The organism is Deltaproteobacteria bacterium, from assembly GCA_019912665.1.
Lineage (GTDB): Bacteria > Desulfobacterota > GWC2-55-46 > GWC2-55-46 > GWC2-55-46 > UBA5799.
The window spans coordinates 558922-582352 of record JAIOIE010000018.1; the positions used below are offsets into that span (position 1 = coordinate 558922).

At 56.1% G+C, this 23431-nt stretch carries 19 protein-coding genes, 2 tRNA genes and 1 pseudogene; 7 read left to right on the plus strand and 15 right to left on the minus strand.

The window, feature by feature from the left end:
* Positions 1-258: 258 nt before the first annotated feature.
* Both K8I01_07100 and K8I01_07105 read left to right on the plus strand, forming a co-directional pair.
* Entirely contained in the window at positions 259-660 is a 402-nt protein-coding gene (locus K8I01_07100) for a PEP-CTERM sorting domain-containing protein (protein MBZ0220184.1), read from the plus strand.
* A gap of 320 nt (positions 661-980) precedes the next feature.
* Positions 981-3665 (plus strand): transporter substrate-binding domain-containing protein, encoded by a 2685-nt coding sequence (locus K8I01_07105; GenBank protein ID MBZ0220185.1) that lies wholly within the window; start codon positions 981-983, stop codon positions 3663-3665.
* Between the two features lie 232 nt (positions 3666-3897).
* Here K8I01_07105 and K8I01_07110 read toward each other — a convergent pair whose 3' ends face one another.
* The 5 genes from K8I01_07110 to K8I01_07130 all read right to left on the minus strand — a co-directional run bounded on the left by K8I01_07110 (position 3898) and on the right by K8I01_07130 (position 6076).
* On the minus strand, positions 3898-4518 hold the full coding sequence (locus K8I01_07110) for a GIY-YIG nuclease family protein (protein ID MBZ0220186.1): 621 nt from the start codon (positions 4516-4518) through the stop codon (positions 3898-3900).
* A gap of 405 nt (positions 4519-4923) precedes the next feature.
* A tRNA-Glu gene (locus K8I01_07115) sits at positions 4924-4999 on the minus strand.
* 25 nt (positions 5000-5024) lie between these two features.
* Positions 5025-5100: transfer RNA gene (locus tag K8I01_07120), tRNA-Lys, on the minus strand.
* Positions 5101-5183: 83 nt separating this feature from the next.
* Entirely contained in the window at positions 5184-5576 is a 393-nt protein-coding gene (locus tag K8I01_07125; GenBank protein MBZ0220187.1) for a helix-turn-helix domain-containing protein, read from the minus strand.
* A gap of 110 nt (positions 5577-5686) precedes the next feature.
* Positions 5687-6076, minus strand: a complete 390-nt coding sequence (locus tag K8I01_07130; GenBank protein MBZ0220188.1) for a HEPN domain-containing protein — start codon at positions 6074-6076, stop codon at positions 5687-5689.
* 268 nt (positions 6077-6344) lie between these two features.
* Here K8I01_07130 and lptF point away from each other — a divergent pair, with 268 nt between their 5' ends.
* Positions 6345-7487: an LPS export ABC transporter permease LptF gene (gene lptF, locus K8I01_07135; protein MBZ0220189.1), complete on the plus strand. Its 1143-nt coding sequence runs from the start codon at positions 6345-6347 to the stop codon at positions 7485-7487.
* Entirely contained in the window at positions 7484-8557 is a 1074-nt protein-coding gene (gene lptG / locus K8I01_07140; GenBank protein MBZ0220190.1) for an LPS export ABC transporter permease LptG, read from the plus strand. The genes lptF and lptG overlap by 4 nt, the downstream gene beginning before the upstream one ends.
* A 69-nt stretch (positions 8558-8626) precedes the next feature.
* Here lptG and K8I01_07145 read toward each other — a convergent pair whose 3' ends face one another.
* The 4 genes and pseudogenes from K8I01_07145 to aspS all read right to left on the minus strand — a co-directional run bounded on the left by K8I01_07145 (position 8627) and on the right by aspS (position 12161).
* Complete coding sequence (locus K8I01_07145) at positions 8627-9382, minus strand: hypothetical protein (protein ID MBZ0220191.1); 756 nt, start codon at positions 9380-9382, stop codon at positions 8627-8629.
* 67 nt (positions 9383-9449) lie between these two features.
* A complete protein-coding gene (locus K8I01_07150) occupies positions 9450-9743 on the minus strand; it encodes a DUF2442 domain-containing protein (protein MBZ0220192.1) in 294 nt (97 codons plus the stop codon).
* Between the two features lie 11 nt (positions 9744-9754).
* Positions 9755-10014: pseudogene (locus K8I01_07155) on the minus strand (DUF4160 domain-containing protein).
* Positions 10015-10361: 347 nt separating this feature from the next.
* Complete coding sequence (gene aspS / locus K8I01_07160; GenBank protein ID MBZ0220193.1) at positions 10362-12161, minus strand: aspartate--tRNA ligase; 1800 nt, start codon at positions 12159-12161, stop codon at positions 10362-10364.
* A gap of 336 nt (positions 12162-12497) precedes the next feature.
* Here aspS and K8I01_07165 point away from each other — a divergent pair, with 336 nt between their 5' ends.
* The 3 genes from K8I01_07165 to K8I01_07175 are packed head-to-tail and all read left to right on the plus strand — an operon-like array spanning position 12498 to position 13849.
* Positions 12498-12836: a hypothetical protein gene (locus K8I01_07165; GenBank protein ID MBZ0220194.1), complete on the plus strand. Its 339-nt coding sequence runs from the start codon at positions 12498-12500 to the stop codon at positions 12834-12836.
* Positions 12837-12848: 12 nt separating this feature from the next.
* The gene (locus tag K8I01_07170; GenBank protein ID MBZ0220195.1) at positions 12849-13502 is read left to right on the plus strand and encodes a hypothetical protein; all 654 of its coding nucleotides are present in this window, start codon (positions 12849-12851) and stop codon (positions 13500-13502) included.
* A gap of 5 nt (positions 13503-13507) precedes the next feature.
* Positions 13508-13849: a hypothetical protein gene (locus K8I01_07175; GenBank protein ID MBZ0220196.1), complete on the plus strand. Its 342-nt coding sequence runs from the start codon at positions 13508-13510 to the stop codon at positions 13847-13849.
* A 60-nt stretch (positions 13850-13909) separates the two neighbouring features.
* Here the strand turns inward: K8I01_07175 and pgl are convergent, their stop codons facing one another.
* The 6 genes from pgl to tkt form a co-directional block, all read right to left on the minus strand.
* Positions 13910-14647 (minus strand): 6-phosphogluconolactonase, encoded by a 738-nt coding sequence (gene pgl / locus K8I01_07180; GenBank protein ID MBZ0220197.1) that lies wholly within the window; start codon positions 14645-14647, stop codon positions 13910-13912.
* Positions 14648-14656: 9 nt separating this feature from the next.
* A complete protein-coding gene (gene glk / locus K8I01_07185) occupies positions 14657-15688 on the minus strand; it encodes a glucokinase (protein ID MBZ0220198.1) in 1032 nt (343 codons plus the stop codon).
* A complete protein-coding gene (zwf, locus tag K8I01_07190; GenBank protein MBZ0220199.1) occupies positions 15678-17234 on the minus strand; it encodes a glucose-6-phosphate dehydrogenase in 1557 nt (518 codons plus the stop codon). The genes glk and zwf overlap by 11 nt, the downstream gene beginning before the upstream one ends.
* A gap of 77 nt (positions 17235-17311) precedes the next feature.
* Positions 17312-18220 carry a decarboxylating 6-phosphogluconate dehydrogenase gene (gnd, locus tag K8I01_07195; protein MBZ0220200.1) on the minus strand — a complete coding sequence of 303 codons (909 nt, stop codon included), beginning with the start codon at positions 18218-18220 and terminating at the stop codon, positions 17312-17314.
* Between the two features lie 24 nt (positions 18221-18244).
* Positions 18245-21091 (minus strand): bifunctional transaldolase/phosoglucose isomerase, encoded by a 2847-nt coding sequence (locus K8I01_07200; GenBank protein ID MBZ0220201.1) that lies wholly within the window; start codon positions 21089-21091, stop codon positions 18245-18247.
* Between the two features lie 165 nt (positions 21092-21256).
* On the minus strand, positions 21257-23308 hold the full coding sequence (gene tkt, locus K8I01_07205; GenBank protein MBZ0220202.1) for a transketolase: 2052 nt from the start codon (positions 23306-23308) through the stop codon (positions 21257-21259).
* Between the last annotated feature and the right edge of the window lie 123 nt (positions 23309-23431).

Genomic DNA, 23431 nt, shown 5'->3' on the forward strand with positions numbered 1-23431 from the left:
GAATAAAGCGGATCATATATGTGAATATGTGAGCATTTTTATTCACGTAACCTACGCAGAGTCCGGGGAAAAGATCAGTTTTTAGAGATTGTCCTAAAAGAATAGTATCAGTCCAGAAGGTGAACATTTTCCCTCTGCCTAAACCCTCTTAGAACCGTTCATCAAGAATCACGCCACCTTCTCAAAACAAATCAATCTCGAGCGACAGGGGAATAACCCTTTGAAGGGGAATCCTTTTCAATAAAGGAGGTGCATGAAATGGCAAAGAGGCATATACTCAGCGCCGTAATAGCGGCAGCGACTCTTGCCGCATTATCCATATCCAATGTCGATGCGGCTCCATTAAACGGAAATTCTCTTACAGAAAAAGATCCTGCGGCAGGCGAAGAGCCCACGGTAGAGAGGGCACCGACCCCCGTGGTCGAAGAGCCCACGGTAGGGAGGGCACCGACCCCAGTGGTCGAAGAGCCCACGGTGGGGAGGGCACCTATTCCAGTGGTCGAGCGACCCGCTGTGACCAGGGCGCCTATCCCAGTTACTATTACTGAAAGACCTACTCGGGTTCCCGAGCCTGCGACCATGGCCCTGCTCGGCACGGCTCTTGGCGGGCTGGTCTTTGCACGTCGTTATTTACGCGAAATAAATCGTTCTAAACCGTAGAAAATAAAAAACCCCTGTCGCCAAGTCCCGTCATAAGAAGCGGGACCGGCCCCGCCATTCCCGGCGGGGCCTTTTCCCTACTCAATACTATAACGGAGCATAATCGAAGAATTTAACAGCTCCGCACATCAACGCACTTTGACGGAAAGCCTTAAACCTCTTCTTGTCCTGCCGGCCGCCTTTTAAAAATATTTTAAAAAAGTTTCATTTTGTGATAAAAATGTCGCACTAACGGGATAGAATACACAGCCTTTTTTTCTTTTCTTATTCGTTTGTTCCGTGAAGAATAACTCAGGCCAAACCTATCCACAGGCGATGAAGTGAAATCCACCATACAGCCGCGCTTACATATCATATGCGTGCTTGCCGCGCTCATCTTTCTTTTTGCGAGCGGCACCTGCATAGCGGAACATCATTCTTACGAAATCCATGTAGCGAGCGAGAGGGATTTCAAGCCCTATTCCTTTGTGGATGCAAACGGCCGGCCCGCCGGGTTCGGCGTAGACCTCATAACGGCGGTAGCCGATGCGATGGACATCCACGTTGAAATCCATCCGGCCACATGGGATGGCGCATGGAACGGGCTTGTCGAGGGACGGTTCGACGCGCTCCCCATCGTCGCGAAGCTCCCGAGCCGCGTACCTTTCGTCGATTTCAGCCTTCCCCATACGGAGACCTTCGACTCGTTCTTCGTGCGAAAAGGCGACCCTCCTATCGATAATATAGCAGGGGCCGAAGGGAAAGAGGTCATTGTCATGCGCTCGGACGCGGCTCACCACGCGCTTCTGGAGCGCGGGTTCACGGGAAATATAATCCTCGCAAAAAACATCTCCGAAATGCTTCACCTGCTTGCGTCCGGGAAGCACGATGCGCTCCTTTTTCCTAAACTCCTCGGCATTATAATGATAAAGGACCTCAAGATAAAAGGTGTCGAGGCCGGGCCGACCATACCGGACTACAAGCGCGAGTTCTCCTTTGCTGTAAAAAAGGGAGACACCGAACTCCTTGAGAAGCTCAACCAGGGCCTTCTTATAGTCAAGTCAAACGGGGAGTATGAGCGCATATACAAAAAATGGTTCGGCTTCGAAAACCCGTGGCGGAGATACGTTGAATATTTCTGGCCCGTGATGGTCGTCTCGGCCGTAATCGCGCTTACGGCCTCCCTTAGCGCGGTAATGCTCCGGAGGATGGTAAAGAAGCGCACTGTCGAACTGGATGAAAAGAACCGGCTCTTGAGCCTTGCAAGGGAAGAGCTGAGCGAGAGGGTCGAGCAGAGGACGGCGGAGCTTTTGAAGACGAACGCCGCGCTCATGAGCGAGAACGCGGAGCGGAGGCTAGCCGAGGCAACTCTACGGGAGAGCGAGGAGCGCTACAGGTCGTATATAGAAGTGACCGGCCAGATCGGCTGGTCCACTGACGCCGAAGGGAATGTTATGGACGACATCCCGGCCTGGCGGCGGTATACCGGCCAGACCTCAGACGAGATAAAGGGGTCGGGCTGGTCCAGCGCCATCCATCCGGACGACTTAAACCGCACTATCGAGAAATGGCAGAAGTCAATTACCGAAGGGTGCTTTTACGAGACGGAGTACAGGATCAGAAGGTTTGACGGCGCTTACCGACATTTCATGGCCCGCGGCATACCCCTTTTCAGGGAGGACGGGAGAATCCGGGAATGGATCGGGACCTGCGTCGATATAACGGATCGCAAGCAGTCTGAAGACCTGCTTAAGAAGGCGCACGAAGAACTGGAAACGAGGATTATAGAGCGCACGGCTGAACTGAAGGCCGCCAACGCCCGGCTCCAGATTGAGATCGCCGAGCGGGAGCGGATGGAAGACGAGCTCATAAAGGCGCAGAAGCTCGAGTCGCTCGGCATCTTCGCGGGCGGCATAGCCCACGACTTCAATAACCTGCTTCAGGCCATAGCGAACAACATAGGCGTGGCAAAAATATTCGCATCAGAAAGAAATAAGCTCATGGAGGCGCTGAACGACGCTGAGACCGCAGCGAAGTACGCCTCGCAACTGAGCCAGCGCCTCCTGACCTTCGCCAAGGGAGGGAGCCCGGTAAAAAAGGCCACCTCGGTATCCCGCTTGATAGAAGAATCGCTCAGCATCTCCATGAGCGGCTCGAACATCCTGACCGAGTGCGAGGTCCCGGACGACCTGAGCCCAGTGGAAGTGGACGAGGGGCAGATAAACCAGGTGCTCAATAACCTCCTTATAAACGCCAAGGAGGCCATGCCCAGTGGCGGGAGGATAAGGATACGGGCCGAGGGCGTGAAGGTCGGCGAGAGCGATAATCTTTTCCTTAAGGAAGGAGACTATGTACGAATATCAATAGAGGACCAGGGCGCCGGCATACCGGAGGAAAACCTCTTCAGGATATTCGACCCCTATTTCAGCACCAAGGAGCGGGGCGCGGAAAAGGGCACCGGGCTCGGCCTCTCAGTGTGCCACTCTATACTCGTGAAGCACGGCGGGCTCATAAGCGTTGAATCAACTGTGGACGTGGGCACTACCTTCCACGTATTTCTTCCCGTTTCAAAGGAGCCGCTTTATGTAAGCGAAAACAACATGCCCGGACCTGGCGCAACCGGCGGCAGGATATTGTTCATGGAGGACGAGAAGACCATGTGGCGGTCGGCAGGCCTGCTCCTTAAGACCATGGGCTATGATGTGGAATTCTCGATGAACGGAGCGGAAGCCGTTTCCCTTTACGAAAAGGCGCTCGGCGAAGGGAGGCCGTTCGACGGCGTGATCCTCGACCTCACGATACCCGGCGGCATGGGGGGCAAGGAGACCATCGCGCGCCTCCGCGAAATCGACAGCGGCGTAAAGGCGATAGTCGTAAGCGGCTATACCGACGACCCCGTAATGACGAACTTCAGGGAATACGGTTTCGTAAGCGCCCTGGCAAAGCCTTATACGGTGGAACAGATGAACAACGCCGTCCGCGAGGAGTTCGGCCGCCCGCGGCCCCCGTCCGCGGGACTGAGCTGATCTTCAATCCTTCTGGATTTGCGTTCTGCGCAAAACGTACAGTTTGGCCGCTCTACTGTAATTATCGAAACCTTCCAGGGTTCTAACACCACTACAAAGGCGGGAATTAACAAAAGCGCCGAATGGCGCTTTTGTTTAACATTGGCGTCCTCACAGAGTTACGAGGCTTACTTATCCACGGTGGAGGTTCCGCTTTTGGTGAGGCAGGTGGGTTGAACAAGCTTTTTTTATTCTAAGAAAAGGACATCTCTTCAGAATCAAATTCTAAATCTTCATCATCCTCTTCTTTTCTCACCCGTATCACACATTCCGAATCGGTAAGGCTATAAGCAAGTATGGCCTCGTCAATTTGATTCACATCGACCCTGAACCATTCCCTCATAAGCTGATTCTTTTTGAACGCGAGGTGAAGCTCTTTTTCTATAATATCGTAATGGTCAATCAGTAGCCAGTCATGTACAACGACCTTAGCCCGTTCTTGACGTGCAACATCCCACGCCCGTTTTTCAGGGTCTTTTTGCGTCCTGCCTACCTTGAAAATACCATTCTCATTTTCTAATTTGAGGAAATAAACATAGCCTTTTTTGGGGCTGCTAAACCTAAAACCGATGTGTTTGTATTGAAGCCATTCCTTCCATAGACCGCACAATTCAGCTTGAGTATGTTCTCTCTGCCTGACATTGTACGGTAGAAAGAGATAATGACCGAGGAGGGTATCAGAAGTTATTTCGTCTGTGCCCCTGTGTTCTGGATATAAAGGCAGGTTATCGAGGATATATTTGAAGTCTCTTGCGTAATCACCGAACATGTCGCTTCTGTCTATTTGTTTTTTGATATAGGCTGTAAATGACATGCTCCCATCTCCCTTATTTGCCAAGCACCGCAACTGTGCTGTGCCACGGTTTTCCTTCATCTGAAAGGCTTGTTTCAGTTTCGTAGGGTGGGCACCGCCCACCAATCTCGTGTCATTCTTTATATCGCAATTTCACCCCACACACAAGCCGTTTAAAACTCGCCCACCGTGCGGGAACCTGAAAACAAAAAAAGCCGCAATCGCTTTTGACGATTGCGGCTTTGATCTTTCGCCGACCCACAGGAAGAGGTTATTTATCCACGGTATGGTGGAGGTGCCGATTTAATACGATTTGGTGGGCGATGCCCACCCTACCCACTGCAAGATTGTCGACCCCTTCCAGGATTCGACCAACGAAGGCCATGAAATGAGAAAAGGGGCTTTCAGCCCCTTTTTTGATTTTACTGGCGTCCCCACAGGGATTCGAACCCTGGTCGCCGCCGTGAAAGGGCGGTGTCCTTGGCCTCTAGACGATGGGGACTTATGTTATTTTCTTATTTATTCAATGGTGAGCCGCCCGGGACTCGAACCCGGGACCACCTGCTTAAAAGGCAGATGCTCTACCAACTGAGCTAGCGGCTCATGGACCCTGAGGGCATCGAACTTAGACAAAATAAAGTATCACAGCACCCCTGGGTTGTCAAACCCAAAACCGGCGCAGCCGGTCAGGCCTCCGCCAGTTTCTTAAGGGCATCCTGAGCCGCCTTCCTCCTTAAGCTCTTGAACCTCAGGTACACCGTGCCGACGAAATCGTCCTGCTCGGCGGGCCTGAGCGTCCGGTAAAATCTTACGAGACTGCGCTCCCTGGGCGCGAGGTCGGACGTCACCATCACAGGCTTTCCCGAAGAGGTGAAAAAGAACGACGGGTCGCGGCCCAGCGCCTTCGCAAGCTTGAGCCATTCCTCGGTCGTTATCGGGATTGCGCCCAGTTCCTTCCGGACGTAGGTAGACCTGTCCACCCCAAGGCGCGCCGCCAGGTGCTCCTGCCTGAGGACCAGCTCTTCCCTGAGCTCTTTGAGCCTCGCGAGAATATCTCCGGTGCTGAAAGTGCTGCCCATATCCCCTTTACTACCATTTGACCGCGCGGTCCCGGTTTGAAATGCATGGCGATCCCCCGCAGAAGCCCGGGCCGGAACGCGCTCGCTCCGGTCCTAATCAAGCCAACCCCTCAGCCCTTCACTGTTCTCCTGAGGAAATCCTTGACCTCGTATAGAAGGTCCCTTGCCTGATATATGCGGAAAAGCGAATCATTTTCGGAATAGTCGATCGCTGCGCCGTAGCCCCATTCCTTTCTCGACTCGAACAGCCGTTCCAGGAAAGGATCGAGCTTGGAGCTGAACTTCTGAAGCGAGCTGGTGAAGCCGGTAAACGAGCTTGCCTGCGCTTTGACCGACCCGGCGGTCAGGAAAGCGGCCAGTGCCGCATGGACCGAGGAATAGGAGGCAAGCGTCACGGCGGGGTTATAAAGCCCGCTCTTATGCAGCGCCTCGGCTGCATGGAAATACTCCTCGGCCATCCGGAACTCGACCTTTATTCTCTCAGCGCTCCTGGACCTCAAAAGCAAAGCCTCGCGGGAAGATGGAACTCCCGGCATTAGTGGACGGTTCAACATAAAAAACCTTGGATTGCGTCGGATTCGGCACGCGGAGTTTTAAATACCTGAAATCCAAGCCATTGTCAATATCCTATAAACCGGCCCCGGTATTCGTCTTGAAATAAAGTGCCTATATTCCTATTTCGGACGAAGTGAGCGGATTCTTTAATTTCCAAAAAGGCGCCCCCTTTAACAGATTGTCCGTAAACCGTCTTTATAGTATTATTGTGAAATGCGCTGGATCCTTGGAAGGTACATACTGAAGGAGATATGGGCCCCGTTTCTCCTGAGCCTCGTCATACTGACCGCGATCTCGCTCCTTACAAAGGCGGTCCGGATAATAGAGCTCCTGCTGGTGCAGGGCGTGGGCGGCGGGTTCATCCTGTGGTTCATCGTCTCGGTGCTGCCCTCGCTCCTTCTCTACACCCTTCCCATCGCCTTTCTCATAGGCGTTCTCGTGGCGTTTACGAGGCTCAGCTCCGATAGCGAGCTCACCGCCATGAAGGCCTCGGGCTTGAGCCTCTATGCGGCCCTCAGGCCGGTCCTTCTTTTCGCGGCCTTCGTGTACGCGGCGAGCCTGCTCGTGACCCTTTACCTCTTCCCATGGGGGAACCTCACTCTCAAGAACCTCGTCTACGAGGCCTCAAAGGACAGGTTCATCTCCGGCCTCGAGGAAAAGACCTTTTACGACAGCTTCAAGGGCTTCGTAATCTATATAGACAAGATAAACCTCAAGAGCGGGGAGATGGAAGGCATATTCATCTCCGAGTCCGGCGGGGAAGGCGAACCGAACCTCTTTTTCGCGGCGGGCGGAGTATTTTCCCCGGCAACCGACCGCCACACGGTATATCTGAAGCTCAACGACGGGGTAATGCACCGGAAGACCGAAGGCGACGGGACCTATCACATAGCGAATTTCTCCTCGTACACGCTTGAGCTCGGCCTCTCAGGCCAGCCCGGTGCCGCGAGCGAAAGGCGCAACAAGGAAATGTACGCCGGGGAACTGCGTGAGAGAATAGAGCTTGCGAAGGCTTCCGGCGAAGACCCTTCACGCCACATAATAGACCTGCATAAGAGGTTCGCCATCCCCTCGTCCGTCTTCGTCTTCGCCCTTTTAGGGCTCCCGCTGGGGCTTCAGAAGATACGGGTCGCACGTTTTACGGGCTTCTCCATAGCCATAGGCGTGGTGCTGGTCTATTACCTCCTCTCAACGGGCTTCGAGGCCCTGGGCGAGAGCGGCTCGTTGAACCCGTTCGTCGCGGTCTGGGCAACGGACTTTATCTTCCTCGTCGCGGGCCTGTTCGTATTCTCACGGACCTCGGCCGACAGGTCCGCAAACCCGCTGACGACGCTCCGCGGAGGGAAGGCAAGATGAAGGTGCTCCAGAAATATCTCCTTAGCGAGTTCCTGAAGCTCGCCGCCATCGCCGCGGCAGGCTTCATCGTGCTCTTCGTGACGGTCGACATATTCGAGAACATGGACAGCCTCATGGAGCACAAGGTCCCGCTCGTCCCAGCCGCCGGGTTCTTCCTCTACAAGATACCCTTCATAATAGGCCAGGTCCTGCCAGTCGCGCTGCTGGTGGCGACATTCGTCTCTCTCGGCCTCCTCTCAAGGCACGGAGAGATAACGGCGGTCAAGGCAGGCGGCGTAAGGGTGCTCCGGGCGGCAATACCACTTCTCGCGGCTGGGCTAGTCGCAAGCGCGGGCGTGATACTCATGAACGAATACGTAACGCCGACCGCCATGAAGAAGGCCGACTCGTTCCGGCAGAGGTGGCTCGGCGCGCAGGAAGGGAGCTTCGGCAGGGAAGGCCTCTGGATAAAAACCTCGGAGGGCATACTGAACGCGAAGAACATGGACCCGGACGGGAGCCGCCTTCACGGCGTGACCTATTATTTCATCGAGAAGCCCTTCACGCCCACGGGCCGGGTCCATTCGAGATCAGCCGTCTGGAAAGGGAGCGCCTGGGCCGCCGAGGAAGCGACCATCTGGAATTTCACGCCGGGCGGAGAGGCCCAGAGGAGCGCAAGGGAAAGCTTCATCCTGCCAGGCCTTGCGAAGCCGGACGAGATGATAAACATGGAGAGCTTCCAGAGGAACATGGGCTTCATGGACCTAAGGGAATATGTGAAGGACCTTGAAAAGGAGGGCTACGAGGCCACGCGCTTCAAGACCGACCTCTGGAGCAAGCTATCCTTCCCGCTCGTCAACTTTATAATGGTGCTCGTGGGCATTCCCTTCGCCCTCCGGACCGGGCGGCAGAGCGGCATAGCCGCCGGAATAGGCCTGAGCATCGTGATCGCCTTCAGCTACTGGGGGGTGTACGCGCTTACACGGTCGCTCGGCCAGAGCCAGCTCGTGCCGCCGTTCCTGGCTGCCTTCTTCCCGGATATATTATTCGTTGCAGTAGGCGCGCTGATGCTGGGGTATGTGAGGGAGTAGGGGAGTGTTGGGTTACGCTTCGCTAACCCAACCTACAGGACTTACATCTGACTCTGACCCAATACAGGGCTAAAAATCTTTTTCAATTTGTTCACTTGTGATTATTCTTGATGTAAGGACTCTTACTGAATCTTCATTATATTTTGGAACTTCATGCAAGTAGTCCACCATTTCTAATATTTCAGCCTCATTTTTAACTATAATATATTTTATATCTTTTGCGTCAAATCTGAGCTTAATCTGTTCTAATAGAAAATTATCTAGTTCAACCATATTGCCGGTGCTATAATCTTTTTTTGTAATTTGTTTAATAAAAACCTGTTTCCCCTTTTCGTCTACATACAAAAAAGGAATATACCTCCATTCTCTTTCATTATAAAATTTAACAATAGTTCCCGTCCTATTTGATACTCCCTCGAAGGGTTTTGTATATCTCAACATATTAAGTAATCCACTTTTTATTCCTCTTGCATTAGAGTCTTTCTCTGCGCTTAAGGGCTGAGAACACTCCAACATAAGTCTCAGCCAATCTGATAAAACAGACCCTTTTTTTAAATACATTACAGGATTTAGACCATTTGAGAAAACCCATTCCTTTGACATTCCAATTCCATAATTGCCATAAATATTAAAATGTTCTTTCACTTGAGATAAAGGAATATCACAAAAGCACACCATCGGATATGCAAACTCTGCAATGTTTTTACCTTCGAACTCTAATACTTCAAGAGAATATCTTGGGTGGAACTCATTCTTTAAAATACCTTTGAGATTTTCAAATGTGCGAGTGAAATGGAATAATGTTTCAGAGCTAATATTAGGCATAATCGTAAGCTTCCTTATCAAGTAGACAGTTCGTAGGTTGGGTTAGCGGAGCGTAACCCAACAAATCTCAAACCGCCTTCTTTCCCTCAGGCTCATTTTTCATCCACGCGGGAAGCGGCTGCCCGGTCGCTTCGTGGTAAAGGACCTCGGGGGCGATATCAAGGCCGCCGTCCCAGCAAAGCGCGCCCAATTCCTTATTGATATGAAAGTTCCTGAAGTAATCGAGATCCGCGAAGCGGCTGAAAAGGCCGCCTCTTTTGACGTAGCCCTGCAAATCGACAACGCCTTTCTTGCCATCCTCAAAGCTGATTTCCACCCTGTAGCCTTCGATATGCCGGGCCGCCTTGATATCGTAATGCATGGCATGCTCTCCTATTTCAAAGGTTCGATAGGGTTTAACGGCTTGCTCTCAACAGCAAGCTGCCAGTCTTGCAATAGTTCTTGTTTATGCATTCGGCCCACTCTATTACAAGCCCCAACGCCCTTGGCGGCAAATAGCCATCAAGGACGGCAAAATTATCTATTCTTATCGTTGCGCTGTCGCTCCCATAACGCGCATGGAAATGAGGCTGGTTGTGGTCGCCGTAAAACATGGCGATTATTATCCCGAAAAACCTGCTTATTTCAGGCATCTTGTTTTCCCGCACTCCGCATGAGATGCTTCGGGGCTTCGTCCCTCTCTTGTCATTCTGAGGCGAAGCCGAAGAATCTCAGGGGAACAACAGATTCTTCGGTCGTTTCACTCCCTCAGAATGACAAAAAAAATCTCACAATGAAGTTCGTAGGTTGGGTTAGCGCAGCGTAACCCAACAAAATCCGCACTCCGCATGAGATTGCTTCGGGGCTTCGCCCCTCGCAATGACGACCTCAATAATCCCCCTTTTCTAAAGGGGGACGAAGGGGGATTTGTAATGGTGCGCATAGCGCACCCTACAAGATAATCTCCCCTTCCCCTCTTTAAAAAAGAGGGGCGTTTTTCCTATGCCCCCGTCTTCTCCGCCTGCCTCTTGGCCACCCTTATGAAAAGCTCATCCAGCTGTTTCTGGTCAACCGCCGAAGGCGCGTCGCTCATTAGGTCCGTGCCCTTCTGGGTCTTGGGGAAGGCTATGACGTCGCGGATGGACTCCGACCCGGTCATTATGGAGAGAATCCTGTCGAGGCCGAAGGCTATGCCGCCGTGCGGGGGGGTGCCGAACTTCAAGGCTTCGAGGAGGAAGCCGAACCTTGCCTTCGCCTCCTCGTCGGCTATGCCGAGCATCTTGAAGACGCGGGCCTGCACGTCGCTCCTGTGTATCCTTATGGAGCCGCCGCCGATTTCGCTGCCGTTCAACACGAGGTCGTAGGCCTTTGCCCGAACGCTCAATGGCGCGCTCTCCATCTTGTCGATGTCCTCGTCCATCGGAGAGGTGAACGGATGGTGCACCGCCACGTGCCTCTTTTCCGTTTCGTCATACTCGAACATGGGGAAGTCGGTCACCCAGACGAAGCTCGTGCCCTCTTTCGGGATAAGGCCGAGCCTTCCGCCTATGTTAAGCCTCAAGCGCCCGAGGACGGTATTCGCAACCGAGGGCTTATCCGCCCCGAAAAGGAGGAGGTCGCCTGTTCCAGCGCCCGTGGCCTTTGCTATGCCGTCCTTCTCAGCGTCGCTCAGGAACTTGGCGATGGGCGACTGCCAGCCTTCTTCCGTTATCTTTACCCAGGCAAGTCCCTTTGCCCCGAACGAGACCGCGAACTCGGTAAGGTCGTCGAGGTCTTTTCTCGAAAAAGAGGCCCCGCCCTTTACTGAGAGGGCCTTCACGACCCCGCCTTTCGATACGGCGTCCGCGAAGACCTTGAAGCCTGAGCCTGAAAGGAGGGCCGAGAGGTCGGTTAGCTCGAGGCCGAACCTGACGTCCGGGTTGTCCACCCCATACCTGCCGATGGCTTCCGAATAGGTAAGCCTCGGGAAAGGAGGCTTAAGCTCCACGCCTGCTTCCTTAAAGAGCCGCACGACAAGCCCCTCCATCAGGCCCATCACGTCCGCCCTGTCGACAAAGCTCATCTCCGCGTCTATCTGCGTGAACTCGGGCTGGCGGTCCGCCCGGAGGTCCTCGTCCCTGAAGCACTTTACAATCTGGAAGTACCTGTCGAACCCGGCTATCATCAATATCTGCTTAAATAGCTGCGGCGACTGCGGCAGGGCGAAGAAGCTTCCCGGGTTCAATCTGCTCGGCACGAGGAAGTCCCTCGCGCCCTCGGGAGTGCTCTTTGTAAGGACAGGTGTCTCCATTTCGATGAAGCCGTTCTCCGCGAGATAGTTCCTTGCGGCCATCGCCACCCTGTGCCTGAGTATCAGCTTTTTCTGCAGCTCGGGCCTACGGAGGTCGAGATACCTGTAGGTGAGCCTCGTCGTCTCGGATACGTCGGTGTCGTCCTCTATCATGAAGGGCAGCGTCTCGGAGTCGTTCAGAATCTTGAGCTCGTGCACCTCGACCTCGACCTCGCCTGTCGGGATGTTAGGGTTGTCTGTCCCCTCGGGGCGCTTTCTCACCAGTCCCTCGACAGCTAGCACGAACTCGTTCCTCAAGCCGTGCGCCCTCTTATGGACCTCGTTCGGACTATCGGGGCTGAATACGAGCTGCACGATGCCAGCCCTGTCCCTCAGGTCTATGAATATAAGCCCGCCGTGGTCCCTCCTCCTTTGCACCCAGCCCATAAGGCAGGCCTTCTTCCCTATATCAGCCCTGGAGAGGTCCCCGCAGTAGGAACTCCGTCTCCAGCCACCCATTTTCTCAAACAAATCGAATACCTCCTTCAAGCAGTTGTAAATACGATTTTCCAAGCTATCATATAGTGTATAATAAATAGCAACCGTTCCAAAAGACAAGAAAAATCTTGGCAGGTCCGCGCGGGCGCAAGCCCATTCGGGAGCGGGCCGCCCCCGTTTATGGGCTTGCCCCTCCGAAGCGATAAATTATACAGCAAAATCCATTTTTGTCTTGACAGTAAGTACGTACTCAGGGCTATAATGCAACTTCTGTAACCCCAAAAAAGCCCATATCTCAGGGAAACATACACAAGGAGGCACCCTATGAAGAGAACGCGCTTCTGGACTCTCCTCCTGGCTTGTATCGGTATGGTCGCGGGAATGCTCGTTCCGGGCAGCGGCCAGGCGGAATACGGGGACATAGTCCTCAACAACAAGTCAGAGAGCATGCAAAAGGCCGGAGTGGACCCGGTCCTCTTTCCGCATTGGTTCCACAGGATCAGGTTCAAGTGCAAGGTATGCCACGAGGACATATTCATCCTCAAGAAGGGCGCCAACGACATCAACATGGCCGCCATAATGAGCGGCGAGTTCTGCGGCAAATGCCACAACGGACTAGTAGCCTGGGAGCCTCTTTATTGCGACAGGTGCCATAACTACAAAGGCGATCCGGCGGCCGCCGGCGCTCCAAGCAGGATTTCCGAATAAAGGAGGATAGAGATGAAATCTTCATTCAGAAAATTGAAGGTCGCTCTCCTCTGCTCGCTTGTGGCGGTAATCGGCTATACTTACGCCGGCACGGTCGCCGACGCGGCGCAGACAAAGAGACAGCAGCCACCAGCATCCAAGGAAACGGCGCCTCCGCCTAAGATCGACCCTTCCGACCCGTCGAGCGTCATCTACCTCGACAGCTCCGGAAAGCCGGCGGGCATAGGCGACCCTAACAAGCCCGCGAGCGAAGCCTTCAAGGCCGGCATGGGCTGGCATCCGCAGGCCCTTTCGGCAGCCGGGCTCCCCAAGGACAGGTACGGGCTAGTCGACTGGGCGAAGCTCGTAAGGCAGAACATAATAAACCCCAAGCACTCGCTCGACACCGAGGAAGAAGAGGCGCCACCCCTTAAGATGGACGTCGTTATAACGGCCAAGGGCGACTTCGTGGACGATGTCATATACCCGCACGAGATGCACACTTATTGGCTCAAGTGCGACGTCTGCCATCCCCAGATATTCGTCCCCGCAAAGGGCGCGAACGAGATGACGATGGTGGGCATTGTGAAGGGCGACTGGTGCGGCAGGTGCCACGGGAAGGTAGCTTTCCCGCTCACCGACTGTAACAAGTGCCATTCGATGCCCAAGAACAAGGCGAAGAAATAACGGGGATGCTGTTCAGGTTTCTGACGTTCTCCGCGGCCTTGTTCCTGGCACAGCCGGGAACGGGCCTGGCCGCGGCAGCAGGGGATATCGTCCTCGACTCCAAGGCCGGGAGCATGAGCAAGGCGGGGGTCGGGCCGGTCGTTTACCCGCACGCGCTTCACGAGAAGCTCTACAAATGCGCCGTCTGCCACCCGAAGATATTCAAAGAGAAGGCGGGCGCGACAGAGATGTCGATGAAGCTCAACATGGGGGGCAAGCTCTGCGGCTCTCCGAACTGCCACAATAGCGAGAAGGCTTTCCCGCTTTATAATTGCGTCAAATGCCATACCAAAGCAGGGGCGAAGTAATTCGCCCCTGCTTTTTTTTCATGCCTTCGCTGAGATCCCATTCGTAAATAAAAGAGCCCTTTAATTGGACTGTTCCCCGAGGAGGGCCGCCGCTTCCCTGTCGGCAAGCCATATCACCTCTCCAGCTTCGACCAGTCCGGCCGGATGCACTTCCGAGATTTCGCCCCGGAGTACGTCCCTCAAGGCCGCGGCCTTATCATTTCCGGAGACAAGGAACACGGCCTTGCGAGATTCCTTGATGGCGCTTATGGTGAGCGTCACCCTCCACGAATCGAGGACTCTGACGTGATTCTCAGTAACGAGCCTTTCCTTTTCTCTTAGGGCGGCTGTCCCTGGAAAGACGGAGAGCGTGTGGCCGTCCCGGCCGAGCCCTAAAAGAACGAGGTCGAACGGAGGGAGCCCGCCCGGCGCGAGCATGAAAAAGGACCTTATCTCGTCCTCATAGGCCAGGGCCGTCTCTTTTGGGGGAAGCTCTCCTTTAATGCGATGGATATTTTCGGAAGGTATGTCGATGCGGGAGAGGAGGCTTTCGTTTACCGCCTTGAAATTACTCTCATCGCTATCGGGCGGGACGCACCTTTCGTCGCCCCAGAAGAAGTGCACGCGGCCCCACTCGATCTTGTCGCGGTATTCCGCGCCAAGGAGCTCGTATAGAGCCCTAGGGGTCTTTCCGCCCGAAAGGACGGCCGTAAAAAGGCCCTTTTCGCGGATTGCGGCCCTGCATGAACCATGGAATATTGCGGCGGCCCCCCTTGCAAGCTCCCCTTCGCCTCGATGGATGACAAGGCCATTTCTCATCCGCGCCCCCTACGGCCCTTTGGCCCCGGTTATCCTTTCGGCCCTCTCTCCGGCGAGTAGGGCCGCGTAGCTTGCCGCGCCCATGAGCCCGGTCCTGTCGTTCAGTATTACATGAACCGGTATGCCTGCCATGAAATCCCTGAACCTGCCCTTGTCCCTGAAGGCTTCGAGGAACCCGCCAATCTTAAGCGCTTCGAGTATCTTAGGCGCGATGCCGCCGCCTACATAGACCCCGGCAATCGAAAGAGACTTTAAAGCCAGGTTCCCGGCCTCCGCGCCGTAGATCGAGACCAATAGGCCGAGGGCTTCTTTGCAGTCCTCGTCCGTGCCGTTTATCGCCTCCTCGGATATAACGGGGGCAGCGCCTTCGGCTTCCATCCTCATCCGAAGGCGCTCAGGCGTCTTCCTTTTATTTTTCGCCAGCAGGAATTCGTATATATTCGCAAGGCCCGGGCCCGAGACTATCCTTTCATAGCTTACGTGCCCGTACCTGGGCATGAGGTATTGAAGGAGTTCGACCTCAAGGGCATTTCTCGGGCCGAAGTCCGTGTGCCCGCCTTCGGATGCCGACACCCTGAAATCCTCGCCGTCCCCCACGAGTATCGCCTCGCCGAGCCCGGTGCCCGCGGCTATGAGGGCGGCGTTACCAGGCCTCTGAGCGCCCTCCTGCAGGACGAAAAGGTCAGCCTTTCCAAGGAGCCCGACCCCCCAGCCCAGCGCCTCAAGGTCGTTTATGAGGCCGAGCTTTTTGAGACCGAACCTTTTCTTAAGCTCCTCGCCGTCAACGACCCAGCCGAGGTTGGTGAGCGTGCAGCGGTTGCCGATAATGGGGCAGGCGAGCCCGAGGGCCGCGCCCTCGATCCTACGAGCCTCGCCCTCCTTCAGAAATTCGCCCATTATGACTTCAGGCCCGCCGTAGCGGTCATTGGAGAATACGCTTTCCCTTACCGGTGCGAGCGTACCTGCCGAAAGCGCATAAAGCGCCATGTAGGTCTTTGTGCCGCCTATGTCCCCGGCGAGGATGAGCCGCTCACCCTTCATAGTTCACCCAGGCCCTCCCGTCCCGCGCCATGAACCTTTCCGCCTCGGCCGGACCGAAGCTCCCTGCCCTGTAGAGATGGAGGTCCGGTCTGCCGCCCTTGCCGTCCGCGCGGTCGAGGGCCGGGCCGAGCCAGCTCCAGCTCAATTCCACGCCGTCCCTCCTTACGAAGAGCATCTTGTCGCCTGTCATGCAGTCCATGAGCACTCGCTCGTAAGCATCCAGCACCAATCCCTGATAACCTCCGAGGTATGAGAAATCCATGACCACGTCCCGAAGGCAGACCCTCGACCCAGGGTTCTTGGCGTGGAACTTAAGCTGTATCCTCTCATCCGGCTGTATCCTCATTATAAGGGCGTTCGGGCCTATCTCGCCGGGGAACACGCCGCTGAACATGAGGTGCGGCACGTTCTTGAACTGAATGGTGATTTGCGTAAAGCGGCTCCTGAGCCTCTTTCCCGAGCGGAGGTAAAAGGGGACGCCCTGCCATCTCCAGTTGTCTATATGCGCCTTCATGGCGGCAAAAGTAGGCACGATGGAATGGCTTGAGACCCCCTCCTCCTCGGTATACCCTTTCACATGCTTGCCTTCGGATTCGCCTTCCACGTACTGGCCGAGTACAAGCTGTTCGTCAAGCAGGCCGTCAAGGGGCCTTAGCGCCCTTAAAACCTTCACCCTCTCGTCCCTCACGAGCTCGGATGAGTAGACCGAGGGAGGCTCCATCGTGATGAAGGAAAGGACCTGGAGCATGTGGTTCTGGAAGATGTCCCTCAAGACGCCCGATTCCTCGTAGAAGCCCGCCCTCTTTCCGATGCCGATGGATTCCGCCACGGTTATCTGGACGTGGTCTATAAAGTGCCTGCTCCACACGGGCTCGAAAATGGCGTTCGCGAACCTGAACATCATTATGTTCTGGACGGTGTCCTTGCCGAGGTAGTGGTCTATCCTGAAGACCTGCTCTTCGCGGAGATGGCGGCCCACGGTCTCCTCGAGGGCGAGCGCGCTCGGCAGGTCCCTGCCGTGTGGCTTCTCTATTACAAGCCTCACCCAGCCGCCTTCCTCTTCAAAAAGCCCCGCGCCTGCCGTGGACTCGATTATGTCGGAGTAGACCGATGGCGGGGTGGCGAGATAGAACATCCTGTTCCCGCCGGTTCTGTACTCCCCTGCCTTCTCATCCAGGAACCGCTTGAGGGCCACGAGGGAATCGCTCCGATAGTCGGCCCTCCTGTAATAAAGCCTTCCGGAGAACTCGGCCCACGCGGACTCGTCGAAGTTGCCGGCCTTTTTTACCGCCTTTTCCATCTCGGCGCGGAAGGAGGCGTCGTCGAGCTCGGTCCTCGCGACCCCGAGCATGAAGAAATTCCTGGAAAGGAGCTTGTTCCTGAAGAGGAAAAAGAGGGCCGGGAGGAGCTTCCTTTTCGTAAGGTCGCCGGAGGCTCCGAATATCACCATCGCGCACGGGTCGGGGGCCATCTCCTCGCAGGGCTGGCCCGTTGCGGCGACCTTGCCTATCCTTATGGCCTGGCGCCCTTCTGATATATCGTCCATCTTCACCTGTTTCCCACGGAATATTCGCGAACGGGTTTAGCGCGCGTGCAAGGACGCGTTCCGAGCTTATCTAATTATTATTCGGGGATGCGCCGGACGGTATGGCCGCCGAATTCCTCTCTCAAGGCGGCAAGGAGCTTTTCTCCGAAGGGCTCTTCCTGACGCGAACGGAACCTCCGCATGAGGGACTCCGATATCGCGGGGATGCTTACGCCCATGTCGACGGCCTCCTTGACCATCCACCTGCCCTCGCCCGAGTCCTCGACATAGCCGATTATGGATTCGAGCCCGTCCTCTTTTCCAAAGGCGCTCTCAAGGAGCTCCAGCAGCCAGGACCGAACCACGCTGCCCCTGTTCCAGAGGCGCGCGAGATCCGCGTTCCCTATTCCATCGCCGTAAGGCGAAGCCTTTATCATTTCGAACCCTTCCGCATAGGCCTCCATGAGGCCGTACTCTATCCCGTTATGCACCATCTTGATGAAATGACCGGCCCCCGCCGCTCCGCACCATAGATATCCTTCGGGAGGCGCGAGGGTCTTTAGAATCGGCTCTATGGCTTCGAACGCGCTCTTTTCGCCGCCAACCATCGTGCAGTAGCCTTTTTCAAGTCCCCATATCCCGCCGCTAACGCCGGCGTCTATGTAACGTATGCCTAGAGCCTTAAGGTCCTCCGACCTCCGGAGGTCGTCTTTGTAATAGGTATTTCCGCCGTCCACAACCATGTCGCCAGACGTCAGGAGCGGCTTAAGGGACTCTATGGTGTGGTCGACTATGTCGCCGGCAGGGAGCATCATCCAGACGGCCCTCGGACTGGGGAGCTTCTCTACCAGCTCGGAGAGCGAGTACGCGCCCTCTATGCCCTCGGACTCGGCGCTCTTCGTCACCTTGGCCGTCCTGTTGTAGCCGACGACCCTGTGCCCGCCTTTCGCGAGCCGCCTGGCCATGTTGAGCCCCATGCGGCCCAGGCCTATCATGCCGACGTCCATCATCCCTCCCGGTACATCGCTATTTTAATGAGCGCTCTTCAGAAGAGACTCGAATTCCTTGAGGCACACTATTCCAGGCTCTTTCATGTCCACGAGCGCCACCCTCAGTCCCTTGGAATCCAGCGCCTCCATGTCGCCGTAGGCCTGCGACAGCTCAAGCTCTGAAAAGCTGAAATTGCTTCCCGGCACTTTAATATCGCTGTCGGGCTTGTGGCAAAGGATGAGGAATACGCCGCTACGCGGCCCGCCCTTGTGGAGCTGCCCTGTCGAGTGCAGGTATCTCGGCCCGTACCCGAGCTGGACCGCTGCGCCCGTCATCTCGCTGAGCGTCTTTCTGAGGCTGGCAAGCCCGGAGCCGATTCCGGCATCCGACGGGTTGTAATAGGCAAGGAGGCCTATGTAGTCCCCCGCCCCTACCAGTCCTACGAACTCCTTGAGCATCTTCCCGGGGTCCGAGTCAACGGCCCCGAGTTTATCGAAGGTATTCCTGCCCAGGCGCACCCCGAATCTTTCGGTCTCGGCGCCTATGCCGGGCGGCTTAAGCCCGTCGGGCTTACCGATGCTGTTAAGCCTCGATATGGTAAGCTTCTTGGCGAGCTCTACATCAGGCTGGTCAAAGGGGTTTATGCCGAGTATCTGCCCGGCTACGGCGGTCGCTATCTCCCATCTAAGGAACTCACCGCCGAGCTCGTACTTGTCCGCGAGCCTGAAATCGATAATGGGATGCCCGGCCTCGGCCAGCCGTTTCATTGCCCCCGCGCGGCCGCCGTCCTCTTCTCCGAGCGTGATGGATATGAAGACCCTGTCATTTCCGTAGCTTTCCGGGTTCCCGAGCGGCTCGCCCACGACAGGCACGAGCCCCTTCCCCTCCTTGCCGGTGCTTTCCGCTATGAGCTGCTCAAGCCACATGCCGAACGGCGCTATCTCCTTCGAGATGAAAAATGTGAGCTTGTCCCTTCCGAGCCTCCCGAGCGTGCCGAGCGCGGCCCCTAACATGAGGACCGGGTTCTCGTCCGTCGCGCACGGGTGCACCGCCGCCTCTACCCTCGAGGCGTGCTCAAGGAGCATTGTGAGATCCATGCCCAGGAGGCCTGCGGGGACTAGCCCGAAATACGAAAGGACGGAGAACCTCCCGCCTATGTCACTGGGGTTCGCGAAGAGTTTCCTGAAGCCGTACTTCCGGGCAAAGCCCTCCAATGGCGTGCCGGGGTCGGTTATGGCGATGAAGTTCTTCCCTGCCGCTTCGCCCATGCTTGACGATAATCTCTCGTGGAAGAACTCGAAGAGGCTCAGAGGCTCTATGGTCGAACCGGACTTGCTCGACACTATGAATAGCGTCCTCTCCGGGTCTATTGCATTTGCGACCGAGCCTACCGCCTCGGGGTCGGTCGAGTCCAGGACCGTAAGCCCGGGATACCCCGGGGCGCTGCCGAAGGCCTCGGCAAAGACGAGGGGAGCGAGGCTCGACCCGCCCATCCCTAAGAGGACCGCGTCCCTGAAGCCCGCCTCCTTCACCTCTTTCGCAAAGCCCTCTATCTCGCCGATATGATCGTCCATGATGTCGGCCAGGGCCACCCAGCCGAGCGCATTTTTTATGAGCTTCCTGTCCTCGGGCCCCGTCTTCCAGAGGGTGGGGTCCTTGGCCCAGAGGCGCTCCAGGAAGTTTTCGCTCCCGACCTCCTGGAGCGCCTCGGAGACGGCGGCCTCGAAGCCGTTCAATGAAAACCTCACGGCAAACGCCTTTTTTCTTTCGAGCGCCTCCCTTTTAGCGGCTATTGAGGAGAGTATGCCGAGATAGGACCCGGAGAAGGCGCCTATGCCCTCCTTTTCGAGCCTGTCGGTCGCCGCCCGGTAGTCGATGCCGAGCGCCTTCATCTCTTCAAATATTTTTCCCGGGCCGTCGAACTCCTCGACAAGGACGGGCTCGGCCTTGCCGTGATCGTAGAAGGCGAGCATCGTATGGAGCGGCATGGTGTTCACGGTGCCGCTCATCACGAGCTCCTCAACGTATTTTACATCGGAATAGCGCGGGTTCTTGGTCCCGGTACTCGCCCACAGGAGCCTCTGGGGCCTTGCCCCGGCGTCCTTCAATTTCCGGAACCTCTCCCCCGAGTATATCTCCTCGAATTTCCTGTAGGCCAGCTTCGCGTTCGCCACAGCCACCCTGCCGAGAAGAGACTTAAGCCGCGCCTTCTCGTCATTCGACCTTGAGCGCTCTATCCTTTCCTCTATTATCCTGTCGAAGATGGAATCGACCCTGCTTACGAAGAAGCTCGCCACACTCGATATGTTATCCACCGGAAGGCCGTTAGAGAGCCTCTTCTCGAGCCCGCTTATGTATGAGTCCGCCACTTCCGCGTACCTGTCGATCGAGAAGAGGAGGGTGACGTTTATATTCCGCCCTTCGAGGGTAAGCTCTTCGAGCGCCTTTAGCCCCTCGACGGTGCCCGGCACCTTCACCATGACGTTCGGCCTGTCCACGGCCGCAAAAAGCCTCCTCGCCTCGTCGATGGTCGAGCCCGCGTCTCTGGCAAGCCTCGGGTCGACCTCGATCGAGACGAACCCGTCAATGCCGCCCGTTGCCTTCGAGGCCTCGGCCATGACGTCGGCAGCCAGCCTTATGTCCCTCGTCACCAACCTTTCGAGTATGGCGTCGTCGTCAAGGCCCTCCTTCAGGAGCCTGCGGATGTCCTCGTCGTACTCGGTCGTGCCTGCTATGGCCCTCTCGAAGGTGTTAGGGTTCGAGGTCACGCCCGAGACCGCGTACTCGTCAATGAAGCGCTTGAGCTCCCCGGACGTGACGAGGCCCTTCCGGAGGTTGTCATACCAGACGCTCTGGCCAAGCTTCTTAAGCTCTATCAAGGGATTCATAAAGAACTCCTGAAACGGAAAAACTCTTCCGCGGGGCGCGCACGAGACCGCCCGTCCCGCAAGGGACTGTCAATTTCAATTACAAGGCAAGAAGGACCGGGAAAACGGAAATACAGAAGGCCGGTTTAACTGTTTTACGGCCTGCTGTAAACTATAGCAGGGATATCAGATTCCATCAACAAACCGGCCCTTTTTGGCATTGAGAAGGGCCAGCGCCTTTTCGGCGACTTTAGCCGCCGTAAAGCCGTATTTCTCGAAAACGGTCTTGTAGGGGGCGGATGCGCCGAAACGGTCGATGCCTATTACCGCGCCGTCCAAGCCGGTGTACCTGTGCCAGCCCATGGGCGAGGCCGCTTCTACCGCGACCCTGACCCTTACATCCGGAGGGAAGACGCTTGATTTGTAGGCATCGTCCTGGGCCTCGAACAGCTCCCAGCTCGGCATGTTCACGACCCTCGCCTTCACTCCCCTCGTCGAGAGGTCCTCGTAAGCGGCTATTGCAAGTTGCACCTCCGAGCCGGTTGCCATGATGATGACCTCGGGTTTGCCTTCCTTCGGGTCGGCCAGCACATAGGCCCCCTTCGAGAGGCCTTCCGCCGGGGCGTATTTCGTCCTGTCCATTACGGGCAAGCCCTGCCTCGTGAGTACAAGCGCGGTGGGGCCGGTCTCGTTAAGGAGCGCGGCCTTCCAGGCCTCGGCTGTCTCGTTCGCGTCAGCGGGCCTTATTACGGTCAGGTTCGGGATGGCACGGAGCCCCGAGAGCTGCTCGATCGGCTGGTGCGTGGGGCCGTCCTCGCCGAGACCGATGGAGTCGTGCGTGAAGACATAGATGACCTGGAGGCCCATGAGGGCCGCAAGTCTAATGGCGGGCTTCATGTAATCCGAGAATATGAGGAAGGTCGCGCCGTAGGGCACCACTCCCTTTGTGAGGGCCATGCCGTTAAGGAGCGAGCCCATCGCGTGCTCGCGTACCCCGAAATGCAGGTTCCTGCCGACTCCAGTGGGGAGGAAGTTACCCATGCCCTTCATGAGGGTGTTGGTAGAGGGCGCAAGGTCCGCAGAGCCGCCTATGAGGAACGGCGCGCTCGCAGCTATGGCGTTAAGCACCTTGCCGGACGCGCTCCGGGTGGCTATCGAGCCGTCCTTTTCCGTAAAGGACGGGACCTTTTCCGTCCAGGCCCTGTCCCTCGTCCCGTCCATTATGGCCCTGACTTCGCGCCCCTCTTCCGGATACTCCTTCTCGTACTTTTCGAGCATGGAGAGCCATTCCCTCTCAAGGGCCTCGCCACTCGGGACCAGAAGCCTAAAATCCTTCATAACCTCCTCGGGGATGAAGAACTCGGGCTCGAGAGGCCAGCCGAGCTTCTCCTTTGTGGCCTTTACCTCGTCTTTTCCGAGCGGAGCGCCGTGCACCTCGGCGGTGTCCTGTTTGCCGGGGCTCCCGAACCCTATGGTGGTCCTCGCGATAATTATGGACGGCCTCGTGCGCTCCTCTTTTGCCGATTCGATCGCCAGGGCGATGGCTCCCAGGTCGTTGCCTCCGACGTGCTGGACGTGCCAGCCGAGCGCCTCGAACCTTTTGCCCACGTCCTCGGACATGGAAAGATCCGTTTTGCCTTCTATGGTTATCCTGTTATCCGAATAGAGGTAGATTATATTCCCGAGCTTAAGGTGCCCGGCTATGGAGGCTGCCTCGTTGGAGACCCCCTCCATTATGTCGCCGTCGCTGCAGATGGCGTATATGTCGTAATCGAATAGCGGATAGCCGGGCCTGTTGAACCTGTGCGCGAGGTATTTCTGGGCCATGGCCATGCCGACGCCGTTAGCGAAACCCTGGCCAAGAGGACCGGTCGTGGTCTCTATACCTATTTTCGGGTCGTGCTCAGGGTGCCCCGGCGTGTGGCTCCCCCACTGCCTGAACCTCTTAATCTCATCGAGCGGAAGCGGATAGCCGGAGAGGTGCAAGAGGCCGTATAAAAGCATGGAGCCGTGTCCGGCTGAAAGGACGAACCTGTCCCTTGCGGGCCACTGGGGGTTTGAGGGGTTGTGCCTCAAGATGCGCCTCCAAAGGACATATGCCATCGGGGCGTCCCCCATCGGCATTCCCGGATGGCCGGAATTTGCGGCCTCGACAGAGTCGACTGCGAGGAAACGCAACGTATTTATTGACATTTCGTCAAGGGGTTCGAATTTGTAGGAGCGCGGTCTCTTTTCCATCAGATCCTCTGGATTTGGGTATTCTGAAAAGATTGCATATTATCAGATTCGGCCAAAAAGACAACGTAAATTTGCCCGTTTCAAGCGGAATATACGTGCAGGAATGATGCCTTGGATTATAAA